This is a genomic window from Cobetia sp. Dlab-2-AX (assembly GCF_024124625.1).
Lineage (GTDB): Bacteria > Pseudomonadota > Gammaproteobacteria > Pseudomonadales > Halomonadaceae > Cobetia.
The window spans coordinates 554855-578330 of record NZ_JAMXRV010000002.1; the positions used below are offsets into that span (position 1 = coordinate 554855).

The 23476-nt window shown below is 63.8% G+C and carries 20 protein-coding genes; 6 read left to right on the forward strand and 14 right to left on the reverse strand.

Going from position 1 to position 23476, the window contains the following annotated elements; genetic code table 11:
- Positions 1 to 36: 36 nt before the first annotated feature.
- The 9 genes from hflC to NH396_RS05515 all read right to left on the reverse strand — a co-directional run bounded on the left by hflC (position 37) and on the right by NH396_RS05515 (position 11637).
- Entirely contained in the window at positions 37 to 918 is an 882-nt protein-coding gene (gene hflC / locus NH396_RS05475) for a protease modulator HflC (protein WP_176676620.1), read from the reverse strand.
- A complete protein-coding gene (gene hflK, locus NH396_RS05480; protein WP_176676619.1) occupies positions 915 to 2138 on the reverse strand; it encodes an FtsH protease activity modulator HflK in 1224 nt (407 codons plus the stop codon). The genes hflC and hflK overlap by 4 nt, the downstream gene beginning before the upstream one ends.
- Before the next feature lie 388 nt (positions 2139 to 2526).
- Positions 2527 to 3897, reverse strand: coding sequence for a ribosome rescue GTPase HflX (hflX, locus tag NH396_RS05485; RefSeq protein WP_176676618.1), 1371 nt, complete (start codon positions 3895 to 3897; stop codon positions 2527 to 2529).
- 15 nt (positions 3898 to 3912) lie between these two features.
- On the reverse strand, positions 3913 to 4161 hold the full coding sequence (gene hfq, locus NH396_RS05490) for an RNA chaperone Hfq (protein WP_176676617.1): 249 nt from the start codon (positions 4159 to 4161) through the stop codon (positions 3913 to 3915).
- 114 nt (positions 4162 to 4275) lie between these two features.
- Positions 4276 to 5259 carry a tRNA (adenosine(37)-N6)-dimethylallyltransferase MiaA gene (gene miaA / locus NH396_RS05495; protein WP_253062163.1) on the reverse strand — a complete coding sequence of 328 codons (984 nt, stop codon included), beginning with the start codon at positions 5257 to 5259 and terminating at the stop codon, positions 4276 to 4278.
- Positions 5260 to 5319: 60 nt separating this feature from the next.
- Positions 5320 to 7626 carry a DNA mismatch repair endonuclease MutL gene (gene mutL, locus NH396_RS05500; RefSeq protein WP_176676616.1) on the reverse strand — a complete coding sequence of 769 codons (2307 nt, stop codon included), beginning with the start codon at positions 7624 to 7626 and terminating at the stop codon, positions 5320 to 5322.
- A 163-nt stretch (positions 7627 to 7789) separates the two neighbouring features.
- Complete coding sequence (locus NH396_RS05505) at positions 7790 to 9274, reverse strand: N-acetylmuramoyl-L-alanine amidase (protein ID WP_290441695.1); 1485 nt, start codon at positions 9272 to 9274, stop codon at positions 7790 to 7792.
- Positions 9275 to 9365: 91 nt separating this feature from the next.
- On the reverse strand, positions 9366 to 9851 hold the full coding sequence (gene tsaE, locus NH396_RS05510) for a tRNA (adenosine(37)-N6)-threonylcarbamoyltransferase complex ATPase subunit type 1 TsaE (protein WP_176676614.1): 486 nt from the start codon (positions 9849 to 9851) through the stop codon (positions 9366 to 9368).
- On the reverse strand, positions 9832 to 11637 hold the full coding sequence (locus NH396_RS05515) for an NAD(P)H-hydrate dehydratase (protein ID WP_176676613.1): 1806 nt from the start codon (positions 11635 to 11637) through the stop codon (positions 9832 to 9834). The genes tsaE and NH396_RS05515 overlap by 20 nt, the downstream gene beginning before the upstream one ends.
- A 306-nt stretch (positions 11638 to 11943) precedes the next feature.
- Between NH396_RS05515 and queG the strand changes: the two genes are divergently transcribed.
- Complete coding sequence (gene queG, locus NH396_RS05520; protein WP_253062215.1) at positions 11944 to 13014, forward strand: tRNA epoxyqueuosine(34) reductase QueG; 1071 nt, start codon at positions 11944 to 11946, stop codon at positions 13012 to 13014.
- A gap of 45 nt (positions 13015 to 13059) precedes the next feature.
- Here queG and orn read toward each other — a convergent pair whose 3' ends face one another.
- Positions 13060 to 13632 carry an oligoribonuclease gene (orn, locus tag NH396_RS05525; protein WP_176676611.1) on the reverse strand — a complete coding sequence of 191 codons (573 nt, stop codon included), beginning with the start codon at positions 13630 to 13632 and terminating at the stop codon, positions 13060 to 13062.
- 183 nt (positions 13633 to 13815) lie between these two features.
- Here orn and rsgA point away from each other — a divergent pair, with 183 nt between their 5' ends.
- The gene (gene rsgA, locus NH396_RS05530) at positions 13816 to 14826 is read left to right on the forward strand and encodes a small ribosomal subunit biogenesis GTPase RsgA (RefSeq protein WP_176676610.1); all 1011 of its coding nucleotides are present in this window, start codon (positions 13816 to 13818) and stop codon (positions 14824 to 14826) included.
- A 126-nt stretch (positions 14827 to 14952) separates the two neighbouring features.
- On the opposite strand, the gene NH396_RS05535 is transcribed toward rsgA, so the two are convergent.
- Positions 14953 to 16287, reverse strand: coding sequence for an NCS2 family permease (locus tag NH396_RS05535; RefSeq protein ID WP_176676609.1), 1335 nt, complete (start codon positions 16285 to 16287; stop codon positions 14953 to 14955).
- A gap of 572 nt (positions 16288 to 16859) precedes the next feature.
- Between NH396_RS05535 and NH396_RS05540 the strand changes: the two genes are divergently transcribed.
- Together NH396_RS05540 and asd are read left to right on the forward strand one after the other, a co-directional pair.
- Positions 16860 to 17723: a rhodanese-like domain-containing protein gene (locus NH396_RS05540; protein ID WP_176676608.1), complete on the forward strand. Its 864-nt coding sequence runs from the start codon at positions 16860 to 16862 to the stop codon at positions 17721 to 17723.
- A 252-nt stretch (positions 17724 to 17975) separates the two neighbouring features.
- Entirely contained in the window at positions 17976 to 18887 is a 912-nt protein-coding gene (gene asd, locus NH396_RS05545; protein ID WP_176676607.1) for an archaetidylserine decarboxylase, read from the forward strand.
- Between the two features lie 487 nt (positions 18888 to 19374).
- Here asd and epmA read toward each other — a convergent pair whose 3' ends face one another.
- The gene (gene epmA, locus NH396_RS05550) at positions 19375 to 20430 is read right to left on the reverse strand and encodes an EF-P lysine aminoacylase EpmA (protein ID WP_176678301.1); all 1056 of its coding nucleotides are present in this window, start codon (positions 20428 to 20430) and stop codon (positions 19375 to 19377) included.
- A gap of 236 nt (positions 20431 to 20666) precedes the next feature.
- On the reverse strand, positions 20667 to 21233 hold the full coding sequence (gene efp, locus NH396_RS05555; protein ID WP_175089738.1) for an elongation factor P: 567 nt from the start codon (positions 21231 to 21233) through the stop codon (positions 20667 to 20669).
- Between the two features lie 91 nt (positions 21234 to 21324).
- Between efp and epmB the strand changes: the two genes are divergently transcribed.
- A complete protein-coding gene (gene epmB, locus NH396_RS05560) occupies positions 21325 to 22530 on the forward strand; it encodes an EF-P beta-lysylation protein EpmB (RefSeq protein WP_176676606.1) in 1206 nt (401 codons plus the stop codon).
- Between the two features lie 125 nt (positions 22531 to 22655).
- Positions 22656 to 23015: a 5-carboxymethyl-2-hydroxymuconate Delta-isomerase gene (locus tag NH396_RS05565; RefSeq protein WP_043335180.1), complete on the forward strand. Its 360-nt coding sequence runs from the start codon at positions 22656 to 22658 to the stop codon at positions 23013 to 23015.
- A gap of 110 nt (positions 23016 to 23125) precedes the next feature.
- Here the strand turns inward: NH396_RS05565 and NH396_RS05570 are convergent, their stop codons facing one another.
- The gene (locus NH396_RS05570; protein ID WP_043335179.1) at positions 23126 to 23374 is read right to left on the reverse strand and encodes a TIGR02647 family protein; all 249 of its coding nucleotides are present in this window, start codon (positions 23372 to 23374) and stop codon (positions 23126 to 23128) included.
- Positions 23375 to 23476 lie beyond the last annotated feature (102 nt).

The window sequence follows — 23476 nt, forward strand, 5'->3', positions numbered from 1 at the left end:
CCCCCGAAAGCAAGCCTTCGGGCTTGATGATGCTGCTTACTGGTTGCTGCCCTGCGGGTCCTTGAAGAAGCGGAAGAACTCGCTGTCCGGCTGCATGACCATCATGTTGCCATCGCCCTTGAAGCTGTCGCGATAGGCCTGCAGAGAGCGGTAGAAGCGGAAGAACTCGGTATCCGCCCCGTAGGCACCGGCATAGATGGCAGCGGCGGAGGCATCGCCTTCACCGCGCAGGGTCTGCGCCTGCTCTTCGGCCTGCGCGAGCAGGACGGAACGGCGACGATCGGCATTGGCCTGGATCTTCTCGGCCTGCTCCTGACCCTGGGCACGATACTCACGTGCCTCACGCTGACGCTCGGTCTTCATACGCTCGTAGACCGCCTGGGAGACTTCGTCCGGCAGGTCGATACGCTTGACGCGGATATCGAGAATCGACACCCCCAGTTCCTTGCGCATCACCTCGTCGAGCTCTTCGGTGGGCTTCTTCATCAGCGCGTCACGCTGCTCGGAGATGATCTGCACCAGTTCGAGCTTGCCGAACTCGTTACGCAGACTCTCGTCGACACGCGGCGCGATCAGGCGCTCGGCCATCTGCTCTTCGCCGGAGGTCGCTTCGTAGTAGCGCTTCGGATCGACGATCTTCCACTTGACGAAGGAGTCGACGATGACGGCCTTCTTCTCGCGGGTCAGATAACGACTTGCCTGGGCATCCAGCGTCAACACGCGCGTATCGAAGGTACGGATCGTGTTGTAGACCGGCAGCTTGAAATGCAGACCGGGCTGGATGTTGTCTTCCACCACTTCACCAAACTTGAGCTTGATGGCGCGCTGGGTCTCATCAACCGTGTAGAGGCTGTTACTGCCAAGCCAGGCCACTACGGCCAGACCGGCGACGGCCATCAGTGAGCGATTGTTGATCATTGACGACCCTCCCGACGGATGCTGTTGCTGCTATCATTGCTCTGGCTGCGGCTCAGGGCATCACTCGCCTGTCGGGACACACGGTCCAGCTCGCTACGACTCATGCCACTGCTGTCTTCGGCGGCAGCACTGGACTTGTTGGCCAGCTTGTCCAACGGCAGGTACATGAGGGAATTGCCGTTCTCGACATCCACCAGCACCTTGTTGGTCTTGCCGAGCACTTCGCCCATGGTTTCCAAGTACATGCGCTCGCGGATGATTTCCGGCGCCTTCTGGTACTCGGTCAGCAGGGACGTGAAGCGGTTGGCTTCACCCTGGGACTTCGCGACCACGGACTCCTTGTAACCCTCGGCTTCCTCGATGATGCGCTGCGCCTGACCCTGGGCTTCCGGAAGAATCGAGTTCTCGTAGGCCAGCGCCTGGTTGATCGTGCGCTGACGATCCTCGCGCGCCTTGATGACGTCATCGAAGGAATCCTGGACCGCTGCCGGCGCAGAGGTGGACTCGACGTTGATGGTCTGCAGCGTCAGGCCGACACCATAGTTGTCCAGATAGGACTGCAGGCGCGACTTGACGTTGCTGGCCAGCAGCTCACGACCGGAGGTCAGGATGTCGTTCATGTCGGCACTGCCGACTTCGTGACGCAGCGCGGAGTCCATGGCGTTCTCGAGACTGATCTCGGGCGCACGGACGTTGAGCAGGAAATCACGCGGGTTGGACACCTGATACTGCACGGACATCTGGACTTCGACGATGTTCTCGTCCCGGGTCAGCATCGACTTGGTCTGGGAGAGCGAACGCACCTTGGTGACGTTGACCTCACGCACATCATCGATGATCGGCGGATTCCAGTGCAGACCCGGACCGACGATGTCGTTGTACTTGCCGAAACGCAGCACGACGCCACGCTCTGACTGATCGACCAGATAGAAGCCGGAAGCCGCCCAGATGGCGACCAGGATGACACCGATGATACCCGGCAGCGCGAAGGCATTGGTGCTGCCACCGTTGCCGCCATTGCCACCGGCACCGCCACGACGCTTGCGGCCATTGCCGAGCATGCCGTTGAGCTTGTCCTGGAATTTCTTCAGCGCTTCGTCGAGGTCGGGCGGCCCACCATTGCCACCGCCGTTACCCCCGCCCCCCTTCTTGTCCCCGTTGCGACCACCGCCGCTCCACGGGTCATGCTGGTTGCCGCCACCCGGCTCATTCCAAGCCATACGTCGTCTCCACTCAGTCGATGTTCCGCTCGTCATTATGATGACGCCGCCCTGCCAGCTGCGACCGGTTCCGTGCCTTGAGCCTGATGGCCTCCGGCGACCGATTCTCTCTTACGGCATGGCGACGCGTCCCTTGCGGGAGAAGGCCATGGCCCTGCCCGACGGCCATCGTCCGCCGGACGGCATCCAGCCAATCCTGCTGAATGCCCGCTGCTCTGACGCGCAGGGCATGCCCTGCGCGAGGGCATCCATCGTCATTCGTGCGCCGCGATGGATGCCGGGTAGTACTTGCCATTGCAATGTGACAACAGTGCGCTATTGCCTCGTGCGCCACTTCTCATCGAGCTGCTGCGCAGCGCACCAGCGCAAGTCTCGTTACCAGACGGTATCAGGACTTGTGCGTGACCGACACGCGATGCTTTTCCGCGCGTTCGGCAGACAGCTCACGCTGCCAGGCTTCACGGTCATCATGTTCACCGCCGAGATAATCTTCAGGCGATTCACCAAGATGAGACAACAACTGCAGAAAGTCGCGTTTCTCGAGACGAATGTCCAGCAGCGCATTGCCCTGCTCGTCATATTGCTCGTCCTTGACCGCGTCCAGCTCATGCAGACCTGCCCGTAGACGGGACTTCTCAGGCCCAAGCGTCAGCTGCATGGAGATGACGTTGTCGGACAGCAGCTCGGCGAAGGCCTGCATCAACAGATCCAGCCCCTTGCCATCGCGTGCCGACAGCCACACCGCCAGCGGACGACCGAAGCCATCACGCTCGATGCGCGGCGCCATGTCGAGTCGATCGATCTTGTTCATGACCAACAGACGCGGCACATCACCGGCGTCGATCTCGTTGAGCACCTCGTTGACCTGCTCGGTATTGCGGTCATTCTCCGGGTCTGCGGCGTCGATGACATGTACCAGCAGATCCGCTTCCGCCGCTTCCTGCAGGGTCGCCTGGAAGGCTTCCACCAGCTTGTGCGGCAGATGACGAATGAAGCCGACGGTATCGGCCAGGACTGCCGAACCGACATCCTCGAGCTCCAGACGACGCAGCGTCGGGTCCAGCGTCGCGAACAGCTGATCGGCGGCGTACACCTCGGAGGTGGTCAGCGCGTTGAACAGCGTCGACTTGCCGGCGTTGGTATAGCCGACCAGCGACAGGCTCGGGATCTCGGCACGCGCACGGGCACGGCGGTTCTGATCGCGCTGCTTGTGCACCTTCTCGAGTCGTTTGTGGATCGACTTGATGCGGGCGCGCAACAGGCGACGGTCAGTCTCGAGCTGGGTTTCCCCCGGGCCTCGCAGACCGATACCGCCTTTCTGACGCTCAAGGTGAGTCCAACCCCGCACCAGGCGGGTAGACATGTACTCGAGCTGTGCGAGTTCCACCTGCAGCTTGCCCTCATGGGTCCGCGCACGCTGGGCAAAGATGTCGAGAATCAGACCGGTACGGTCGATGACGCGACATTTGAGCGTGGCTTCGAGGTTGCGCTGCTGGGAAGGACTCAATGAATGGTTGAAAATGACCAGCTCGGCTTCGTGCACGGCCAGGGCCTCTTGCACTTCCTCAAGCTTGCCTTCTCCGATGAACGTACGGGAGTCGGGGCGGGGCCGGCTACCCTCGATGAGGGTCGCCGGCACGGCGCCTGCCGAACGTACGAGTTCGAGGAGCTCACCGGCATCCTCGCGTTCTTTTTCGTCCCGGAAATTGACATGCACCAGGACGGCCGTTTCACCGGCTTCAGGTCGTTCGAAGAACAATCAGCGCCTCTGACTTCAGCTTTCTGTGGACGGCACGCTCGAATCCTGGGCCGGCAGGCGCACATTGCGCGACGGCACCACGGTCGAGATAGCATGCTTGTAAACCATCTGGGAGACAGTATTGCGCAGCAGGATCACGAACTGATCGAAGGATTCGATCTGGCCCTGCAGTTTGATGCCGTTGACCAGGAAGATCGAGACCGGGATACGTTCCTTGCGCAGGATGTTCAGGTACGGGTCCTGGAGTGATTGACCTTTGGACATGTGACTCTCCGTAAAAATGTCTCGTTCGAGGTAAGTATGGTTATGTTCGCCAGCGCTCCGGGTTGCCCTCTTGAGGGGGCTTCACGGGCGCGGGTCGTGACCGCTCATGTTACGCTAAGTGCAGGTCTGGCGCACGATTTTCAAGGTTTCACTGTAAGGATCTACACCCATGGAATCCACCGGGTGAATCCCCTGCCAGCTCCGCAGCCAGGTCAACTGTCGCTTGGCGAGTTGACGCGTCGCGATGATGCCGCGCTCACGCATCTCGTCCCGGCTCAGATGGCCATCGAGAAAATCCCACACCTGACGGTAGCCGACACAACGGATCGAGGGCAGGCCCGCATGCAGTTCCGGACGTGCCTTCAGCGCTTCGACCTCGGCAATGAAGCCCTGTTCCAACATCTGATCAAAACGCGTCTCGATACGTTCATGTAACACGGCTCTATCGTGGGGCGCCAGTGCGATCGCTATCGGCCGGAACGGAAGTTCCGCCTTCGGCTGCTCCGCGAGCAGCTCGCTCATCGGGCGCCCGCTGATCAGACAGACCTCCAGCGCGCGTGTCAGCCGCTGGGGGTCAGTGGCCCGAATGCGCTGTGCCGTGGCCGGATCAAGCCGCGCCAGCTGCGCATGCAGCGCCGGCAGACCCTCGGACTGGATACGCGCCTCAAGCTCCGCGCGCAGCTCGGCATCCGCTGCCGGCAGCTCCGCCACGCCTTCCAGCAGACGCTTGAAATACATCATGGTGCCCCCGACCAGCAGCGGCATCTTGCCGCGGGACTGGATCTCGGCGATATGCGCCAGCGCATCGCGACGAAACTCGGCGGCGGAATAGCTCTCCAGCGGGTCGAGAAAGTCGATCAGGCGGTGTGGCGCTCGGGCCAGCTCTGCCGCGCTCGGCTTGGCCGTGCCGATATCCATGCCGCGATAGATCAGCGCCGAATCGACACTGACCAACTCCGCGCCCTGCTCCTCGTGCCAGCGAATGGCGAGGTCGGTCTTGCCGGAGGCCGTCGGCCCCATCAACAACACGACAGGCGGCTTGTCAGCCACCTCAGGCGCGTGATGTCGGGAATCTTCAGGGGGTTGAATCTGGGTCATGGCCTATTGTCTGGGCTGGGAGGTGAATCAGGGGTGAACCGCGACGACACGGGGCGTCATCTACTGGCCGCGCAGGAACAGCTTGTCGAGCTCATGCATCGAAAGCTCGGTCCAGGTCGGCCGGCCGTGATTGCATTGCCCGGAGCGCTCGGTGCGCTCCATGTCACGCAGCAGGGCATTCATTTCCGGAATCGTCAGTCGGCGGTTGGCGCGCACGCTGCCGCGACACGCCATGTCGGCGAGCAGTTCATTCATGTGCGCCTCCATGCGGTCACTGCGCCCATAGCGCTCGAGGTCTTCCAGCATGCCGCGCACCAGAGGCTCCACATCGGCATTGCCGAGCACGACCGGCACCTGACGCACCAGCAGCGTTTCCGGCCCGGCAGCGTCCAGCTCGACGCCCAGACGCGTGAACGCCTCGGACTCGCGCTCGAAGGTGCCCATCTCGCGCGCACTGACCGCCAGTGACACCGGTACCAGCAGCGGCTGGGCCTCCAGATGGCCGCCGCCGTGGACGTGCTGCTTCATGCGTTCATAGGTAATGCGCTCGTGAGCGGCATGCATGTCGACCATCACCAGCCCGCGCGAGGTCTGCGACAGGATGTAGACCCCATGCAGCTGCGCCACGGCATAGCCCAGCGGCGGGGTGTCATCGTCGTCACTCTGCGCCGGCAGACCACGCATCACCACTGCCGCACCACCTGAGACCGACGGCGCCGACATGCCAGACACGGCGTCGCTGGAAGGCGCGCCGCCGGACGCCCCCCCCACCTGAGGCGAGTCGACCTGCCAACCGGGCGCCGCTTCTCGGACACCGGTCTGCGCATTCTCCTGCGAACTCCCCTGACGTGCGCCTTCCCCATCACCCTCGCGGCCACCTTCGCCCAGCGTGACTCGTGGCGCACGCCGCGCCTCACGTTCGGCATTGGCGATCGCCGCCGGATCATTGGCCATGCCCGCGCCGCCTGCCCCACCGCCTGGCGTGAGCAGATGATCTTCGCTGGGGTGCAGTGCCCGATAACCGGCCATGAATTGACGCACACGCTCGGCGCTAAGGCGTTCGCTGGAGCGCCCATCACCGGCAGGCGGCAGCTGCGAGGAAGGTTTCCAGGGAGCCGCAGCGCCTGCAGGTGCGCTTGGCGAAGCCGGCGAGTCGCCCCCGGACTGCGGACCGGCCGATGAAGATTGCTGCCCGGAGGCGATATTCTGCTGGGTATCCTGTTCCTGACGCCCGAGACGCATGCCCTGCTGCTGCCAACCGGGGTCCTCTTCCTTCTCCTGCCCCTCGATGCCGGTAGGCGCGGCGCTGTTGTCACCGGGACGCACCTCGGCCAGCGCCTTGTGCAGACTGGAGAACAGGAAGTCATGTACCAGTCGCCCGTCCCGGAAGCGCACTTCGTGCTTGGTCGGGTGAACGTTGACATCCACCACCGTCGGGTCGAGCTCCAGATAGAGCACGAACACCGGATGCCGACCATGGAACAGCACATCGCGATAGGCCTGACGCACGGCGTGCGCGACCAGTCGGTCACGCACCACGCGGCCATTGACGAAGAAGTACTGCTGATCGGCCTGGGCACGCGAATGCGTCGGCAAGCCCACCCAACCGGACAGACGCAGCCCGGAGGCCTCGATATCCAGATGCAGCGCGTGCTCGAGGAAGTTGCGCCCCAGCAGCGCACCGATGCGCCGCTCCACCGTCAGGGTGTCTTCACCGGCACGCAGCTGATGCACCACCTTCTGGTTGTGACGCAGCGTCCAGCCGATGTCGTGGCGTGACAATGCCAGCCGCCGGAAGCTTTCCTCGACATGACCGAACTCGGTCTTCTCGGTGCGCATGAACTTGCGGCGCGCCGGCGTATTGAAGAACAGATCACGCACCGCGACGCTGGTGCCACGCGGATGCGGCGCCGGGGAGACGCGCGGCGCCATCTCGCGCCCTTCCGCCACCACGCGCCAGCCGTTGGCCGGCTCATCCGAGACATTCGAGAACAGCTCCAGCCGCGAGACCGAACTGATCGAGGCCAGAGCCTCGCCCCGGAAACCGAGGCTCGCCACGCCCTCGAGATCATCCAGGCTCTCGATCTTGCTGGTCGCATGCCGTGACAGCGCCAGCGGCAGGTCTTCCTCGGTGATGCCGCTGCCGTTGTCGCGCACGCGAATCAGCCGCGCACCGCCGCCTTCCAGCTCCAGCTCGATGCGGGTGCTGCCGGCATCGATGGCGTTCTCGACCAGCTCCTTGACCACGGAAGCCGGCCGCTCCACGACCTCACCCGCCGCGATCTGGTTGGCAAGGCGTGGATTGAGAATGCGGATCCGTCGCTCGCCAGGGCGAGCGGGTTGCATGTCGGTCAGCTCGTCAGACATCGATAAACTCCTGGATACACGAGCGAAAAACGCCGCGTCTCTGAAAACGATACTGTCCGCCGACCCAGCCACGGCAAGCAACGCATGCCGGAACTGCATCAGCGGACAGTGTCTGCGCCCCGCCAACGCAAGGCGCTGTCAGGACGACTTGATGGCGTCAGGCTCAGCTGCGCGGAATCTTGAGCAGCTGGCCCACGCGCACCGTGTCGCCACTCATGTTGTTGGCCTGCTTGATGGCCGCCATGCTCACGTTGTGGCGCTGGGCCACTTCCGACAGCGTATCGCCACTCTTGACGCGATACTCACCGCCGTTGCCACCGCGTGCCTGGCTGCGCTGCCATGCCAGCAGACTTGCGGGCGGCGGATTGCGCTCGAAGTGGCTCTGGATTCCCGAGAAGATCGAGCGCGCCAGCTTTTCCTGATAGGGGCCGCTGTTGAGGTTGCGCTCTTCCTGGGGGTTGGAGATGAAGCCCGTCTCCACCAGCAGCGAGGGGATATCCGGCGACTTGAGCACCACGAAGCCCGCCTGCTCCACCTGACGCTTGTGCAGGGAATTCATGCGCCCGAGGTTGGCCAGCACGCCGCTACCCGCCGCCAGCGAATCGTTGAGCGTCGCGGTCATGGTCAGGTCGAGCAAGACGCCACGCAGCATCTCATCCTTGTCATTCAGGCTGAGATTGCCATCCACGCCCCCGATCAAGTCAGCACGGTTTTCGGTGGCGGCCAGCCAGCGTGCGGTCTCGGACGTCGCCCCGCGGCTTGAGAGCGCAAAGACCGAACTGCCGTGCGGGCGCGGGCTGTTGAAGGCATCGGCGTGAATCGAGACGAAGAAGTCCGCCTTCTGCTCACGCGCGATCTCGGTGCGCTTGCGCAGCGGAATGTAGTAATCACTGTTGCGGGTCAGGATGGCCTTGAAGCCGGGCTGGGCATCGAACATGCGCTTGAGGCGCTTGCCGATCTTGAGCACCACATCCTTCTCCCGAGTCCCGCCGGGGCCACTGGCGCCGGGGTCTTCCCCACCGTGGCCAGGGTCGATCGCGATGATGATGTCACGTTTGGGGTGTGCCGCCGCCTGGGTATTGACCACAGGTTCCACCGGCTCGCCCTTCAGCTTGCGCTTGGCCGCGGCCTGTTCCTGCTCGCGGATACGGGCTTCGATGGGATCGATGGGATTCTCGACCGCCGATTCGCCGGGGAACTCGAGATCCACCACCAGGCGATTGCCGTACTTGGCATTCGGCGCCAGCGTGAAGTCCTTGGGATTGACCGGCCGCGTCAGGTCGAGCACCACACGCAGGGCATCCCCCTGGCGTCCGCTGCGGATCGACTTGATGGCGCTGCCTTCGAGATTCAGCGCGGCGAACTTGCGCTCGACCGCGGCACTGGCCACTTCGCTGCCGGCAAGGTCGATCACCAGACGGCGCGGATTGTCGAGGCCGAAGACCTTGGCCTTGGCGGCACTGTCGAGATCGAACACCAGCCGCGTGTGGTCCGGTGCGGTCCACAGGCGCAGGTTCTCGACCTTGGCGGCCAGCGCCTGCGGCGCCAGCACCAGACTGGCAAGCGAGCAGACGACGCCACCCACCAGCCAGCGACGGAAGCTGCGCGCCAGACGCATACGGGGGATTTTGGACGCTATTTCAGGCATCAGACAGGATGACCCAGACAGAAAGAACATGAATGAAGTTAACGAATGACCAGACACTTCGCCGCCAAGCATCGCAAGCGGATCAGCGTCATCATGCCTGAGAGGTTCGGCGCTCGGCCAGTGTTGCCAACCAACCCTCACCTCGCGGTGTCAGGGCAGTCAATTCGGCCTCACGTCCTTCGTCGGCGACGAACAGCGTGATGCGCAGATCCGGCGTGGGCAGAAAGCCCTGACCACAGCTCGGCCACTCGATCAGCGCCAGGCTGTCGGCGGCGAGCAGATCGCGCCCCCCGATGAACTCGAGCTCTTCAGGGTCGGCGAGGCGGTAGAGATCGAAGTGGTTGATGTGCCATTCTCCACCCTCGGCCCGTGGCAGCACGTAGGGCTCCACCAAGGTGTAGGTCGGGCTCTTGACCGCGCCCTGGTGACCATAGGCGCGCAGCACGCCGCGGGTCAGGGTCGTCTTGCCCGCCCCCAGCTCGCCCTCCAGGAACACCAGCCCGCGGCCGGCAAGGATATTCCCCAATTGAGTGCCGAAGGCAACCTGGGCGTTTTCATTAGACAGAAGTATGCGCATCTCGGGCCCGTGGATTGAGCAATAAATGCATATAGGATGCCAGATCACCTGCAAGCAGGCCACGTTCACCACGCTCCTGTACCGCCTGATCGGCCGCCAGGGCATGCACCAGCACCCCAAGCCGTGCCGCCTGCGCCATGGCACGCGTGACTCGCCGGGCCTGCACCGCCTCATCCCGGGTGGAACGCGGCTGGCGTGCATCAAAGCCGCCGTTGAGTGCCTGCGCCGCCAGACCCGCGATGATGCCCCCCAGCACATCGCCCATGCCGCCACTGGCCATGCCCGGGTTGCCGTAGGGGCAGAGCGCCACCGCCGGCCCCTCGAGCACTCCCGCAGGGCTCGCCACCAGACTGCCCGCGCCCTTGAGCACCACGCTGCCGCCGAAACGCTGCTGGAGTGCTCTTGCGGCTGCGATCCGGTCATGTTCGACATCCACCACACTGCAATCGAGCAAACGCGCGGCCTCGCCGGGATGCGGCGTCAACACCCAGTCATCGCGGTGAATGATCTCGCCTTCGCTTGCGCGCCAGGCCAGCAGGCTCAGGCCATCGGCATCCACGACCAGTGGCTGACCCGCCGCCAGCACCCGCGACATGCCGCCCCACCCCCACAGCATGCTCTCGAGACTCTCGGTACCCATGCCGGGCCCGACCAGCGTCACGCTGGCCTGAGCCAACTGTGATTCCAGCACGGCGAAGCCATCGTGGCTGCTGCCCTCCGGGCCACTCTTGAGACCGCGCGCCATGACCTCTGGGCAGCGCGTCAGGCTGGCGCTGATATGCGCGGGCGCCGTCAGCAGCGCGACCTTGCCGGCACCGGCCCGCGCCGCTGCCTCGCTGGCCAGCAGCACCGAGCCACCCAGCCCGGGCCCGCCACCGAAGACCAGCACGCTGCCGGCATCCCCCTTGTGAGCCAGAGGTGAGCGCGGTACCAGCTCCGACTCCAGCCAGCGCGGTGTCAGACGCTGCACGGCGTCCTGGGCCAGCAAGGCCGCCGTGCGCGTTTGCGCCACCACCTCCGGCAGGACGCGTGCCGCACCCAGTCGCGCCAGGCTGACCTGGCCGGCATGCAGCTCGGCGCGTCCGGTGTGCAGGCCCGGCTTGTCGACCAGAAATGTCAGCGTCACATCCGCTTCCACGGCGACACCGGCGACCGCGCCCGTCGCGGCGTTCAAGCCTGAGGGCACATCCAGCGCCATGACATGCACGCCCTGCCGATGAGCGTGATTGATGCGCTCGATGGCTTCAACCACGCTGCCGCGCGGTGCATCGCGCAGGCCGATGCCGGTCAGCGCATCCACCAGCAAGGGCCAGCCCTTGAGCAGCGCATCCGCCGCGGCCTCGTCGCCCGCGGGCCATGCCAGCGTCTCGACGCCAGCCTCGCGCGCCGCAATCGCGGCCAGCTGCGCATCACCGGTCAAGGCATCCTCCGGCGTCAAGGCGATGACTCGCACCTCGAAGCCCGCCAGCAATGCCAGGCGCGCCAGCAGATAGCCATCGCCGCCATTGTTGCCGCCGCCACACAGCACGCACAGCCTGCGCGTCTCCGGCCAACGCTGACGCAGCAGGTCGAACGCCGATTGCGCGGCGCGCCCCATCAGGCGCTTCTCCACCGGCGCCTCGCTCTGGCCACTGTCAGCGGCGACGGTCTCCTCCGCGAGCATCCAATGCTCCAGATCGCGCAGCGCCGCCAACGGCCACAGGCAGTTGACCGAACGCCACAGCGTCATGGTCGCCGAAGATGCCGGCGGGCAGGTCTGCTCAGAGGTCGATTCGTGCGCTGCCATGCCTACACTCCTTGTCTGGGTATTCGTTGCCTGGCTGAATGTTCGTTGCCTGTCTGGACGCTCATTGCCTGCCTGGATGTGCGTTGCCTGTCGTGAGGCATGGCGTTGCATGCCGCCTTCCTTTCTACCACCTTTACCTGCCGTGCACGCCCCGACAGGCAGCACGCTTGGGCTGACCGGCAAGTTGCGCTAAGGTGGCGCGCCTCTGCCCTCGATCTCGCTGGAAACCCCATGTCTGCTCCGCACTCCTCCACTGCTGCCGTAACACCTGACGACACAGGGAGCCCCGCCGCCGATGAACAGGCCATGGCGGAGCTGGCGACGCGCATCAAGACATGGGGGCGCGAGCTGGGTTTTCAGCAGGTCGGCATCACCGATGTCGACCTCTCGGCCCACGAGGCCTATCTGGAGCGCTGGCTGGCCAACGGCCATCACGGCGAGATGAACTTCATGGCCAAGCACGGCACCAAGCGCACTCGCCCTGAGGAGCTGGTGCCCGGGACACTGCGCGTGATCAGCGTGCGCCTCGATTACCTGCCGCCTGAGGTCGAGACCACTCAGGTACTCAGCCAACCCGAGCGCGCCTATGTGTCACGCTACGCGCTGGGGCGTGATTACCACAAGCTGATGCGCAAGCGACTGGCCAATCTGGCCAAGCAGATCGAGAAGGAAGTCGGCAAGTTCGGCTATCGCGCCTTCGTCGACTCCGCGCCGGTGATGGAGCGCGCCCTGGCACAGAAGGCCGGCATCGGCTGGTTCGGCAAGAACGCCATGCTGATGAATCAGCAGGCCGGCTGCCTGTTCTTCCTGGGCGAACTCTACACCGACCTGCTCCTGCCGGTGGATGCCCCTTTTGAAAAGGAACACTGCGGCAGCTGCAACGCCTGCAAGGTCGCCTGCCCGACGGATGCCATCATCGAGGACAAGGTCGTCGATGCGCGGCGCTGCATCTCCTACCTGACCATCGAGCTCGATGGCGCCATCCCCGAGGAATTCCGCCGCCCGATGGGCAACCGCATCTACGGCTGCGATGACTGTCAGCTGTTCTGCCCCTTCACACGCTTCGCCAAGGCGACTCAGGAGACTGACTTCTCGCCGCGTCATGATCTGGATCGCATCGAGCTGATCCGCCTGTTCTGCTGGGGGAAGCAGGAATTCCTCAGCAAGACGGAAGGCAGCCCGATCCGACGCATCGGCTACGAGAAGTGGCTCTCCAACATCGCCATCGGGCTGGGCAACGCGCCCTGGTCGGAGCAGGTCGAGCATGTGCTGCGCGCCCGTCTGGCCTACCCCAGCGAGCCACTGCGCGAGCATGTGCGCTGGGCGCTGAAGGAGCAGGCCATCAAGCGCGGCGCCCGCCTGGCCACCGCGCTGTGAGAGGCGTTGCCTCCAGCGCTATCGCTTTCAGTTGAGGCACGATGTTCAGACGATGCCCTGCTGGGTCAGCTTGAGGAAGGTCTTGCGGTAATGCGCAAGCTCCGCCAGGGATTCGCGGATATCGTCCATCGCCTGGTGAGTCGCACGCTTCTTGAAGCCGTCGAGCGCGGCCGGATTCCAGCGCTTGGCCAGCTCTTTCAGGGTCGAGACATCGATGTTGCGGTAGTGGAAGAATGCTTCCAGCAGCGGCATCTCGTGCTGCAGGAAGCGGCGGTCCTGATGCACGCTGTTGCCACACATCGGCGAGGCGCCTGCCGCCACGTGCCGGGCCAGGAACTCGAGAGTCTGGCGTTCGGCTTCGGCGGTATCCACCTGACTTTCCTTGACGCGCTTCACCAGCCCGGATTCACCATGGGTGCGCGTATTCCACTCATCCATCGCCTCCAGCAGGCTGTCCGGCTGATGCACGGCCAGCACCGGGCCTTCGGCGATCAGGTTGAGGTCGCCGTCGGTGACCAGCGTGGCCACCTCGATGATGCGCTCATGCGCCGGGTCGAGACCGGTCATTTCCAGGTCGATCCAGATGAGGCGGTCGGCCTGCTCGGTGGGGTTTGCCATGGGTCACTCCTTGCTGAACTGAGGATGGAATGGCGCAAGACGCCAGCCAGTGGCCGCAGTATCACACGCCATCCCGGGGCGTCGCACGACACCCGAGGGCGCAAAGGGTACAATCGCGCCGCAGACGGGGGAAGACTCTCCCATCCCTGGCGAACGAACGGCGACCGGAGTCACCAGCCAAGCATGAGTAAACGCAAGCTAAGCCGCCAGCAGCAATGGCGAATCGAGAAGGTGCAGGCCGAGCGTACCAAGCGCGCCGAAAAGCGCGAGACGCAGGACCGCGACAAGCTCGACGCCGGCGAATATGGCCCGGAGCAGCATGGCCGTGTCATCGCCCACTACGGGCGCAGCCTGGAAGTCGAGAGCGAATCCGGCAGCCTGCATCGCTGCCACCTGCGCGCCAACCTCGAGACGTTGGTCACCGGAGACCGGGTCATCTGGCGCGAGGCCAGCGATGCCAGCGGCGTCGTCGTCGCGCGTGGCGCACGCACCACCGAGCTTGAACGCCCCGACATGCGTGGCGTGCTCAAGCCGGTGGCGGCCAACATCGACCAGATCCTGATCGTGTTCGCCGCCGAACCCGCCCCGCAGCCCAACCTGATCGATCGCTATCTGATCGCCGCGGAAGCCACCGGCATCACGCCGGTGCTGGTGCTCAACAAGGTCGACCTGCTGCCGGAAAGCGGCGGTGAGCTGCGCGACCTGCTGGCGCGCTATGAGGCACTCGGCTACGAAGTCGTCGCCTGTACCACGCGTGGCGAATCGGGGCTCGATGCCCTCAAGGCCCAGCTCAGCGACCGCACCTCAGTCTTCGTCGGCCAGAGTGGCGTCGGCAAGTCGTCCCTGATCGGCATGCTGCTGCCCAGGGAAGAGGTTCGCGTCGGCCCGCTGTCGACCGAATCACGCCAGGGCACGCACACCACCACCACCGCCTGGCTCTATCACATGCCGGATGGCGGTGACCTGATCGACTCGCCCGGTATCCGTGAATTCGGCCTGGTGCACCTGACTCCCGAGCAGGTCACCGACGGCTTCCGCGAGTTCCACGATTATCTCGGCTATTGCCGCTTCCGCGACTGCAAGCACGAGAAGGAACCGGGCTGCGCCCTGCTGCAGGCCGTGGACAATGGTGAGATCGGCCGCGTGCGCTTCGAGAGCTACAAGAAGATTCTGCTCTCGCTGACCGAGAGCTGATCAGGCGCGATCCAGAAGTCGTCAAAAAAGCCCCGCCAGGCAGTCACTGCCTGACGGGGCTTTTTCATGCTCGAAACTATCGAGATACATCACAGCCTCGAGACATATCACTGCCGCTTTCGAAGCCTAGCCTTCCAGCAACAGCAGCAGTGACAGCGCGAACAGCACCCACATGGTCGGGCGAATCTCGCGCGCCTTGCCGACACCGAGCTTAATGACCACGAAGCTCAGGAAACCGTACACGATACCGTGGGTGATGGAGTAGGTCAGCGGAATCATCACCATGGCGATGAAGGCCGGGATCGCATCATCGAACTGGTGCCAGTGGATCTTGCCGATCGGCTCCATCATGAACACGCCGACCAGGATCAGCGCCGGGGCAGTCGCGATGGACGGCACCAGCGACAGCAGCGGCGCCAGGAACAGGAACGGCAGGAAGCAGAGCGCCACCACCACCGCGACCAGCCCGGTGCGTCCGCCCTGACTGATACCGGCCGCAGATTCAATGTAGGCGTTCGCCGGACTGGTGCCGAGTGGCGCGGACACCAGCGCCGAGAAGGCATCGACCATCATCGAGCGTCGGATATTGCGCGGGTCACCATTCTCGTCCTTCAGGTTGCCCGCCTCGGCCACCGCCATGAAGGTCGAGAGCGCATCGAAGAACACCGTGAACAGGATGACGAAGATGAACGGCGCATAGGCCACCTTGAGCGAACCGAGCAGGTCCAGCGCCAGCAGGCCGCTGAAATCAGGCGCAGCGAAGATACCGGTGAAGTTGACCAGCGTCGGTTGGGCGATCTCCGGCGGGAAGTAGGCGCTGCCATCCCCCCACAGACGCCCGATGGTGGTCGCCATCAGGGTCGTGACGATGATGCCGATGATCAGTGCGCCGTGAATGCGCTTCGCGACCAGGATGGCGGTCAGCGCCAGCCCCAGCAGGAAGACCACCAGCGAGGGCGTCATCGGCGCGACACTGACCACGGTGACCGGGTTGGAGACGATCAGCTTGGCATTCACCAGGCCGATCAAGGTGATGAACAGGCCGATACCACAGGCGATGGCGTAGCGGAGCTGAGCGGGAATCGCATCGATCACCAGGCGGCGAACGTTGAACATGGCCAGTACCGCGAAGATGACACCGGCCCAGAAGACGCAGCCCAGCGCGACCTCCCAGCTCATGCCGCCGCCCAGCACCATGGTGTAGGCGAACAGGGCATTGATGCCCATGCCCGGCGCGACCAGGATCGGGTTGCGCGCGTACAGGCCCATCATCAGGCTGCCGAAGAAGCTGACCAGCACGGTCGCCGTGAGGGCCGCACTGAATGGCACGCCGGCGGCTGACAGGATGCCGGGATTGACCACGATGATGTACATCGACGCCATGAAGGTGGCGATGCCCGCCAGCACTTCCGTGCGCGTCGTGGTGCCTTCGGCACGCAGTGAGAATAGGCGCTCGAGCAAGATGATGACTCCCGTTCAGGATGAAGCGATTTGAGTAGCAGCTCAGCATCGACGGGGCGCCGACACGCTGCACCAAAATGACACACATTGAGCGCCAGCGCCGCACCCGAAAAGTGCAGCAGCGCCACTGGTGACAGACAGTGTATTGCCTGAGGCCGCGAAGAGGATGCCTCGAGGGCCAATGTTGCATTCGCCACAGGGCGCTGGGCTGAAACACGCGCTTCTCTCGACAAGACCGACTGGATCTACTGGCGGCTGGGGCTACTGGCTGGTCTCGCCAGCTGACCAGAACCCCGCCCTTGAAACTGGCCGGAATCCGGAAGGCTGTCCAGGAGGTCAGGTCGTGGCGCGCACTGGGCTTTCACACGTTCGCCCCAGAATGTGACGCGCGGCATTATACTGAAAACATGTCGTTTCAGGGGACAAGATGGCAAGGAATCTGGCGCGGTGACACTTCGCCTCGCCGCAGTCACTTGATTGCATCTCTTGATCACAGTGACTTGACCACAGCGCCAGCCGACGTGCCATGATGCCGGAAGGACCACTCTCTTCGTAGAAGCAAGGATTACGCCATGTCTCACGATTCTTCACATCCTTCCCCCTCGGAAGCCGACCTGCTGCCCTTGATCGTCGAACCGCAGCAGCTCGCGGAAATGCTCGACCATCCTGATATCGTGATCGTCGATGTGCCGCTGAAAGCCGAGAGCCATGCGCGTCACGTGCCCGGCGCTCGCCTGCTCGACTTCAAGCAGCTGGTCGGCAGCAATGACGATGACATTCCCGGCGTGCCGAGCCCCGAGGCGCTGTCTGAGGTGATGTCAGCCCTTGGCATCACCCGTGACAGCCATGTGGTGGCCTATGACGATGAAGGAGGCGGCTGGGCCGGACGCCTGCTGTGGACCCTGGCGCTGCTCGGCCATACCCGTTACAGCTACCTCAATGGTGGCCTGCACGCATGGCAAGGCGATGGCCTGCCGCTGAGTGACGCCACCAGCGACTGGAGTCCCAGCGAGTATCACGCCGCCTACATGGACGCCAGCGTGATGGCGACGCGGGAGGACATTCTCGATCGGCTGGCGGCCGAGGATCCGCAGAACAGCGTCGTGATCTGGGATGCACGCTCGGCGGAGGAATATCGCGGCGAGAAGGGCCAGAACGCCCGCCTCGGCCATATTCCGGGCGCCGTGCATTTCGAGTGGACCGAGGCCATGGACCGTGAGCGCAACCTGCGCATCCGCGACTATGCGGAGCTGATGACCGAACTGGGCGCTCGCGGCCTCAACCCCGAACAGCACATCGTGACACACTGCCAGAGCCATCACCGCTCCGGCCTGACCTGGCTGGTGGGTCAGGCGCTTGGCTTCAGCGATGTGCGCGCCTATCCGGGCTCCTGGAAGGAATGGGGCAACCGTGACGATACGCCCATCGAGCGCTGAAGGCGCTCGATCGCAGACTGGAATGCCCCTTTCGATCGCCAGCACGCCAGGGCAGGCCATGTCGAGATGACGCGCATGGCCTGCCTAGCAACTGTCGCCAGGCCCACGACTGCGGCGATCCGCAGGCTTGAGCCGTTATTGACGATGGGCTAAGGTGCAGCCCAACTGCTGGCCGCCGCTTGAGCCGGCCAACGCCCGCCCTCTCGAGGAGCGGGCTTTTCATTCCTGAAAGAGCCTGCAAGGATCGCCATCGTGGATCGCGCCAAGCTGTTTTCCCTGAGCCAGTACCCACTGCCCCAGCACCTGATCTCACGCCTCATCGGCCGTGTCGCCGCCTGCACCAATCCGTGGGTCAAGAACACCTTCATCGAGCGTTTCATCAAGGCCTACGGCGTCAACATGAACGAGGCGCTCGAGGAGAATCCGCGTGCCTACGCCTGCTTCAATGACTTCTTCACCCGTGCCCTCAAGGCGGACGCCCGCCCCATCGGTGAAGGCCTGGTGTCACCGGCCGATGGCGTACTGTCCCAGTTCGGCAACATCGACCACGGCACCCTGGTACAGGCCAAGGGTCAGGCGTTCTCGCTGACCCAGCTGCTGGGTGGCAGTGAAGCGCGTGCCGCGCCCTTCCGCAACGGTCGCTTCGCCACCGTCTACCTGTCACCGAAGGACTACCATCGCGTTCATATGCCGGTGGCCGGGCGTCTGATCGAGATGGCCTACGTTCCGGGGCGCCTGTTCTCGGTCAACGAAGCCACTGCCAAGCACGTACCGGGCCTCTTCGCGCGCAACGAACGCCTGGTCTGCATCTTCGAGACCGAGCATGGCCCGATGGCCATGGTGCTGGTGGGCGCGATGATCGTCGCGGCGATCAAGACCGTCTGGAGTGGTCAGATCACGCCGCTTTCCGGTGATGTCGAGACGACCCGTTTCGATCAACTCATCGAGCTGGCGCGCGGCGCCGAGATGGGTCGCTTCCAGCTCGGTTCCACCGTAGTGATGTGCTTCCCGGACAGCGTCGAGTTCGATGACGCCCTGACGCCGGGCCAGAAGGTCAGCATGGGACAGTCACTCGGCATGCGTCCGTCTGCGACAGCACCAGCCGAGTCAGAAGCGCATGCGGCAGAGACGGCGCAGGGCACGCCGACCACAGACGAGAAATAAGGTCAGGCCTGGCGCAGCGCGAGCACGACACTCGCGCATAAAGCCTGCACATGAAACCCGAGCATAAAAAAAGGGAAGCCCCTGGCTTCCCTTTTTAACGACAGGAGCCTGACCGCGCTCCTCGCCTTCTTGCCTTGCCCCGCGATGAACGCTGCCATCGGGGTGATCACTACCTTCAGTGCCCAAACAGATCAGAGTCCTCCATGACGGGCGTCACGCTCTCACGACGCGACTGCCGGATGATGCCTCGAAGGCTCCGAGGGTTCGAGTCATCATCTGTCGCCTTCTTTCACCATGCCCGATAAAAGAAGACCCGCTGCGACCATTGCCCTGGTCCTGCCATCACCTTGCCTGCGGGCTTCGCCGGCAAGCGCCAACCCTCCACGCTGACCTCTCCAGTCTAGTCGACGCACGCTCGGCAAGCGTGTTGGCAATAAACGCTGGGATTCACGCAATTCACATCGAAAGCTGCCTCTCATGTCGGCTCTCAAGCACGTGATGCCGGGAAAGCGATGACCGCCGAGATATCGCGCTCTCCCAGCGCCAGCATGATCAGACGATCCAGCCCCAACGCCACCCCGCTCCCCGTGGGCATTCCCGCCTGCAGGGCCGCCAACAGGCGCTGGTCCGCCGCTACCTCAGGCAGCCCCTGGGCAATTCGCGCGGCATTGTCTTCGGCAAAGCGCACCGCCTGCTCACTGGCATCAGTCAGCTCGTCATAGCCGTTGGCCAGCTCGATGCCCGCCACGTAGGCCTCGAAGCGCGATGCCACCCAATCACCCTCACTGTCCTGGTGCTTGCGCGCCAAGGCAGCCTGCGCAGCCGGATACTCGGTGACCAGCTCCACGATAGCTTGTCCCTGCGCTTCTGCGCCCTGTGACCCTGAGCCAAGAGTCGGCTCGATCACCAGGCTCATCAGCGCATCCAGGCAGGTCTCATGCGACCAGTCATCAGCCGCGACCTCACATTCGCGCGCACAGGCGGCTCGCAGCTCCTCGAGCGTGGCCGTGAAGGGGTCCAGCGACAGCACACGGCGAAACAGTGCACGGTAAGGCGTGATAGCAGGCCTGGCCTGGGCATCCTGAGACTCACTGAGCAGCGACGGCTGGCCGGTCAGCTGTGCCCCGAGCGTCATCACGCGCCGGATCAGCTCGCAAGTCTCCGTCATCAGCGCCTCAAGATTCATGCCGGGGCGGTACCACTCCAGCATGCAGAACTCGGGATTATGGCGACGGCTGACCTCGCCATCACGGAAGGCACGCGCGATCTGGAAGATCGGTCCACTACCGGCCGCCAGCAGGCGCTTCATGTGAAATTCCGGCGAGGTCTGCAGCCACAGCGGCACGCGCTCACGCTCACCCGGCAGCTGCGCGGCCAAGGACAATGACGCGAGACCGACATCCGTCGAACCGGCCCGCCCCAGCACCGGCGTTTCCACCTCCAGCACTCCACGCTCGGCGAAGAAGGTGCGCACCTCGCTGATCAGACGCGCACGCTGGACGAGTCGCTCGCGCGTGACAGTGGGCGCCCAGTCCTCTACCAGGACAGCGGCTGAAAGAGGTGAAGCAGCGGCGGAAGAATCGGCATCAGACATGGGAAGCTCAAGGGAGGTATCAGCGGGAAACGTTGGCCAACCGCGAGGGCTGATCGACACGATCACCCTGCACGACTGACCAGCACGAATGAGGAGCACGAATGAGGAGCACGGATGAGCAGCACAAACGATGATGCCCCGCACGAGGCGAGGCATCAGGGTGTTCACGACGTGAGCGAAAGGGCTCAGGCGCGAGACACGTACTCGGCGCTGCGGGTATCAACCTTGAGGACTTCGCCCTGGTTGATGAACAGCGGCACACGCACTACGGCACCGGAAGACAGGGTCGCCGGCTTGGAGCCACCATTGGCGGTATCCCCCTTGAGGCCAGGGTCCGTCTCGACGACTTCCAGTTCGATGAAGTTCGGCGGCGTCACGGCAATCGCGTTGTCGTTCCACAGCGTGATGGTGTAGACGACCTGCTCCTTCAGCCACTTGACGTTGTCGCCCAGCGCCTTGCCATCGACGGCGTACTGCTCGAAGGAGCCATCGGTACGCATGAAGTGCCACATCTCACCGTCGGTGTAGAGGTATTCCATGTCGACTTCCATGACATCGGCGGCTTCGATGCTCTCGCCGGACTTGAAAGTACGCTCCCATACACGACCGGTCTTCAGGTTGCGCAGCTTGACGCGGTTGAAGGCCTGCCCCTTGCCCGGCTTGACCAGTTCGTTATCGACGATGGCACAGGGATCATTGTCCAGCATCACTTTCAGACCGGACTTGAATTCGTTGGTAGAATAGTTGGCCATCTTGCTCGCTCTCGACTCGTTAACGGGTCTTGCCCGCCATGAATTCCAGATTGCAGTCAATCGGCTGCAATCATGACTAGAAGTGATGCGCATGATAACCCGAACCCCTGCATCCTTGCATACCATCCCGCACAACAGCCACGAAAGTCGTGCCTCAGAGGCCTTCTCGACTGCCGCTGAACCCCCGTCTGCCCCGAATGACTGGCGTGCACAGCTACGCGACGTGATCCGCTCTCCACAGGCTCTGCTGGAGCGCCTGGGGCTGGAGCGCGAGTGGCTGCCGGGCGCTCGCGACGGCCATGAGCTATTCTCGATCCGCGTGCCCGAGGCCTATGCCAGCCGCATCCGCGCCAATGACCCCGACGACCCGCTGCTGCGCCAAGTGCTGCCGCTGGACGCCGAGACCGACGTGCTCGACGGCTACGTCACCGATCCGCTGGAAGAGGCCGAACATACACCGCTGCCGGGGCTGATCCACAAATACACCAATCGGGTGCTGCTGATGGCCAGCGGTGGCTGCGCGATCAACTGCCGCTACTGCTTTCGCCGTCACTTCCCCTATGACGACCATCAGCCCAGCCGCGCGCAATGGCAGGATATCCTCGACTACCTGCGCGCCGACGAGCGCATCCACGAGGTGATCCTGTCCGGCGGCGACCCGCTGGTCTCGCCCGACAAGCGCCTGGCATGGCTGGTGGAGTCGCTGGGCGAGATTCCACATCTCAAGCGTCTGCGCATCCACACACGCCTGCCGGTGGTGATTCCGGACCGCGTCAATGACGAGCTGCTCGGCTGGCTGGGCACCACACGCCTGCAGAAGGTGCTGGTCATTCACACCAACCATGCCAACGAGCTGGATGATGCCGTCGCTGCCGCCATGACTCGCCTCAAGAGCGCCGGCGTCACCCTGCTCAACCAGGGCGTCATCCTGCGTGGCGTCAATGACAGCGTGGGAGTGCAGACAGCCCTCGCCGAGCGCCTCTTCGAGTGCGGCGTACTGCCCTACTACCTGCATGCCTTTGATCCGGTGCAGGGCGCCGCCCACTTCGCGGTCAGCGATGACGAGGCCTGCAACCTGATGGAAGCGCTGCTTGAGCACCTGCCCGGCTTCCTGATGCCGCGCCTGGTACGTGAAGTGCCCGGCCGACGCTCCAAGACACCTCTGTCCAAGCCCATAGTGTCCAGGACACATCAGGGAGTCGACGCCACCGCCACTGCCCCTTCGGCGCCTTCTCCTGCGGACGACGAGCGCGAGCCATCTTCGCTCAACCTGACGGGTACCATCGCCAGTGCGTGATTGGCGCACTGGCAGCGTGAGGCAACAACAGGCGGCGTGCCGCACAAAATTTGCTACTATCGCTGGCCAATTTCATCATCGGCACACGCCCCGAGAGGCGTGGCCACGCTCAAGGAGCCCATCACATGCCTCATCTCGTCATTGATTATGCCGACAGTCTGGCCCCCAGCCTCGACATGGACGCGATCATGGATGACCTGCATGCCGCTGCCATGCAAAGTGGCCTGTTCAAGGAAACCGACATCAAGGTGCGCGCGGAAAGCTGGCGACACTGGCGTCTGGCCGGCAATCAGGCACCGCTGGCGCACAAGCACGGCTTCGTCAATCTGCACTGCCATCAGCTGGAAGGCCGCAGCGATGACGACAAGTCACGTCTGGCGGATATCCTGATGGAAGCCCTCAAACCTCACTGCGAGGCAGCCCGCGAAGTCAGCGTGGAGATCGTCGAGATCACCCGGGCGACCTATCGCAAGCACAAGGCCTGAGCGCACGGATACCTCACTGCTCCTGAGGCCATATACGAAAACGCCCCGTGGCCGAAAGCCACGAGGCGTTTTTCCTTCTCGCGATCAGCGATTCAAGCCAACGGGCGAACTCAGGTGCCCGTCATGGCCATCGGGACGTGAAGCAGGTCATTGAGACGATGGGCGTGCTCGGCGGCCTCACGGCCCACCGACGTCAGATAGCCGCCATCCGGCAGCGTGGTCAATCCCTTGGCATGCAGACGCTCGGCGGCGGCCACCATGTCGGGGCTGGCATCGTGGCGAATCTTCAACCCCTTGAGAGCGGCATCGTGCGGAAACAGGCACAGCAGGTGCAGTTCATCGTCATAGGGTGACGGCATGGGCAAACTCCTGACGGCGTGGCGAGTGGCGTTTCAGTATGGCGTCAACTGACGAGCGACGAGTCGTCGGCGCTTCACCTCCAGTCTAGCCCCAACACCCGA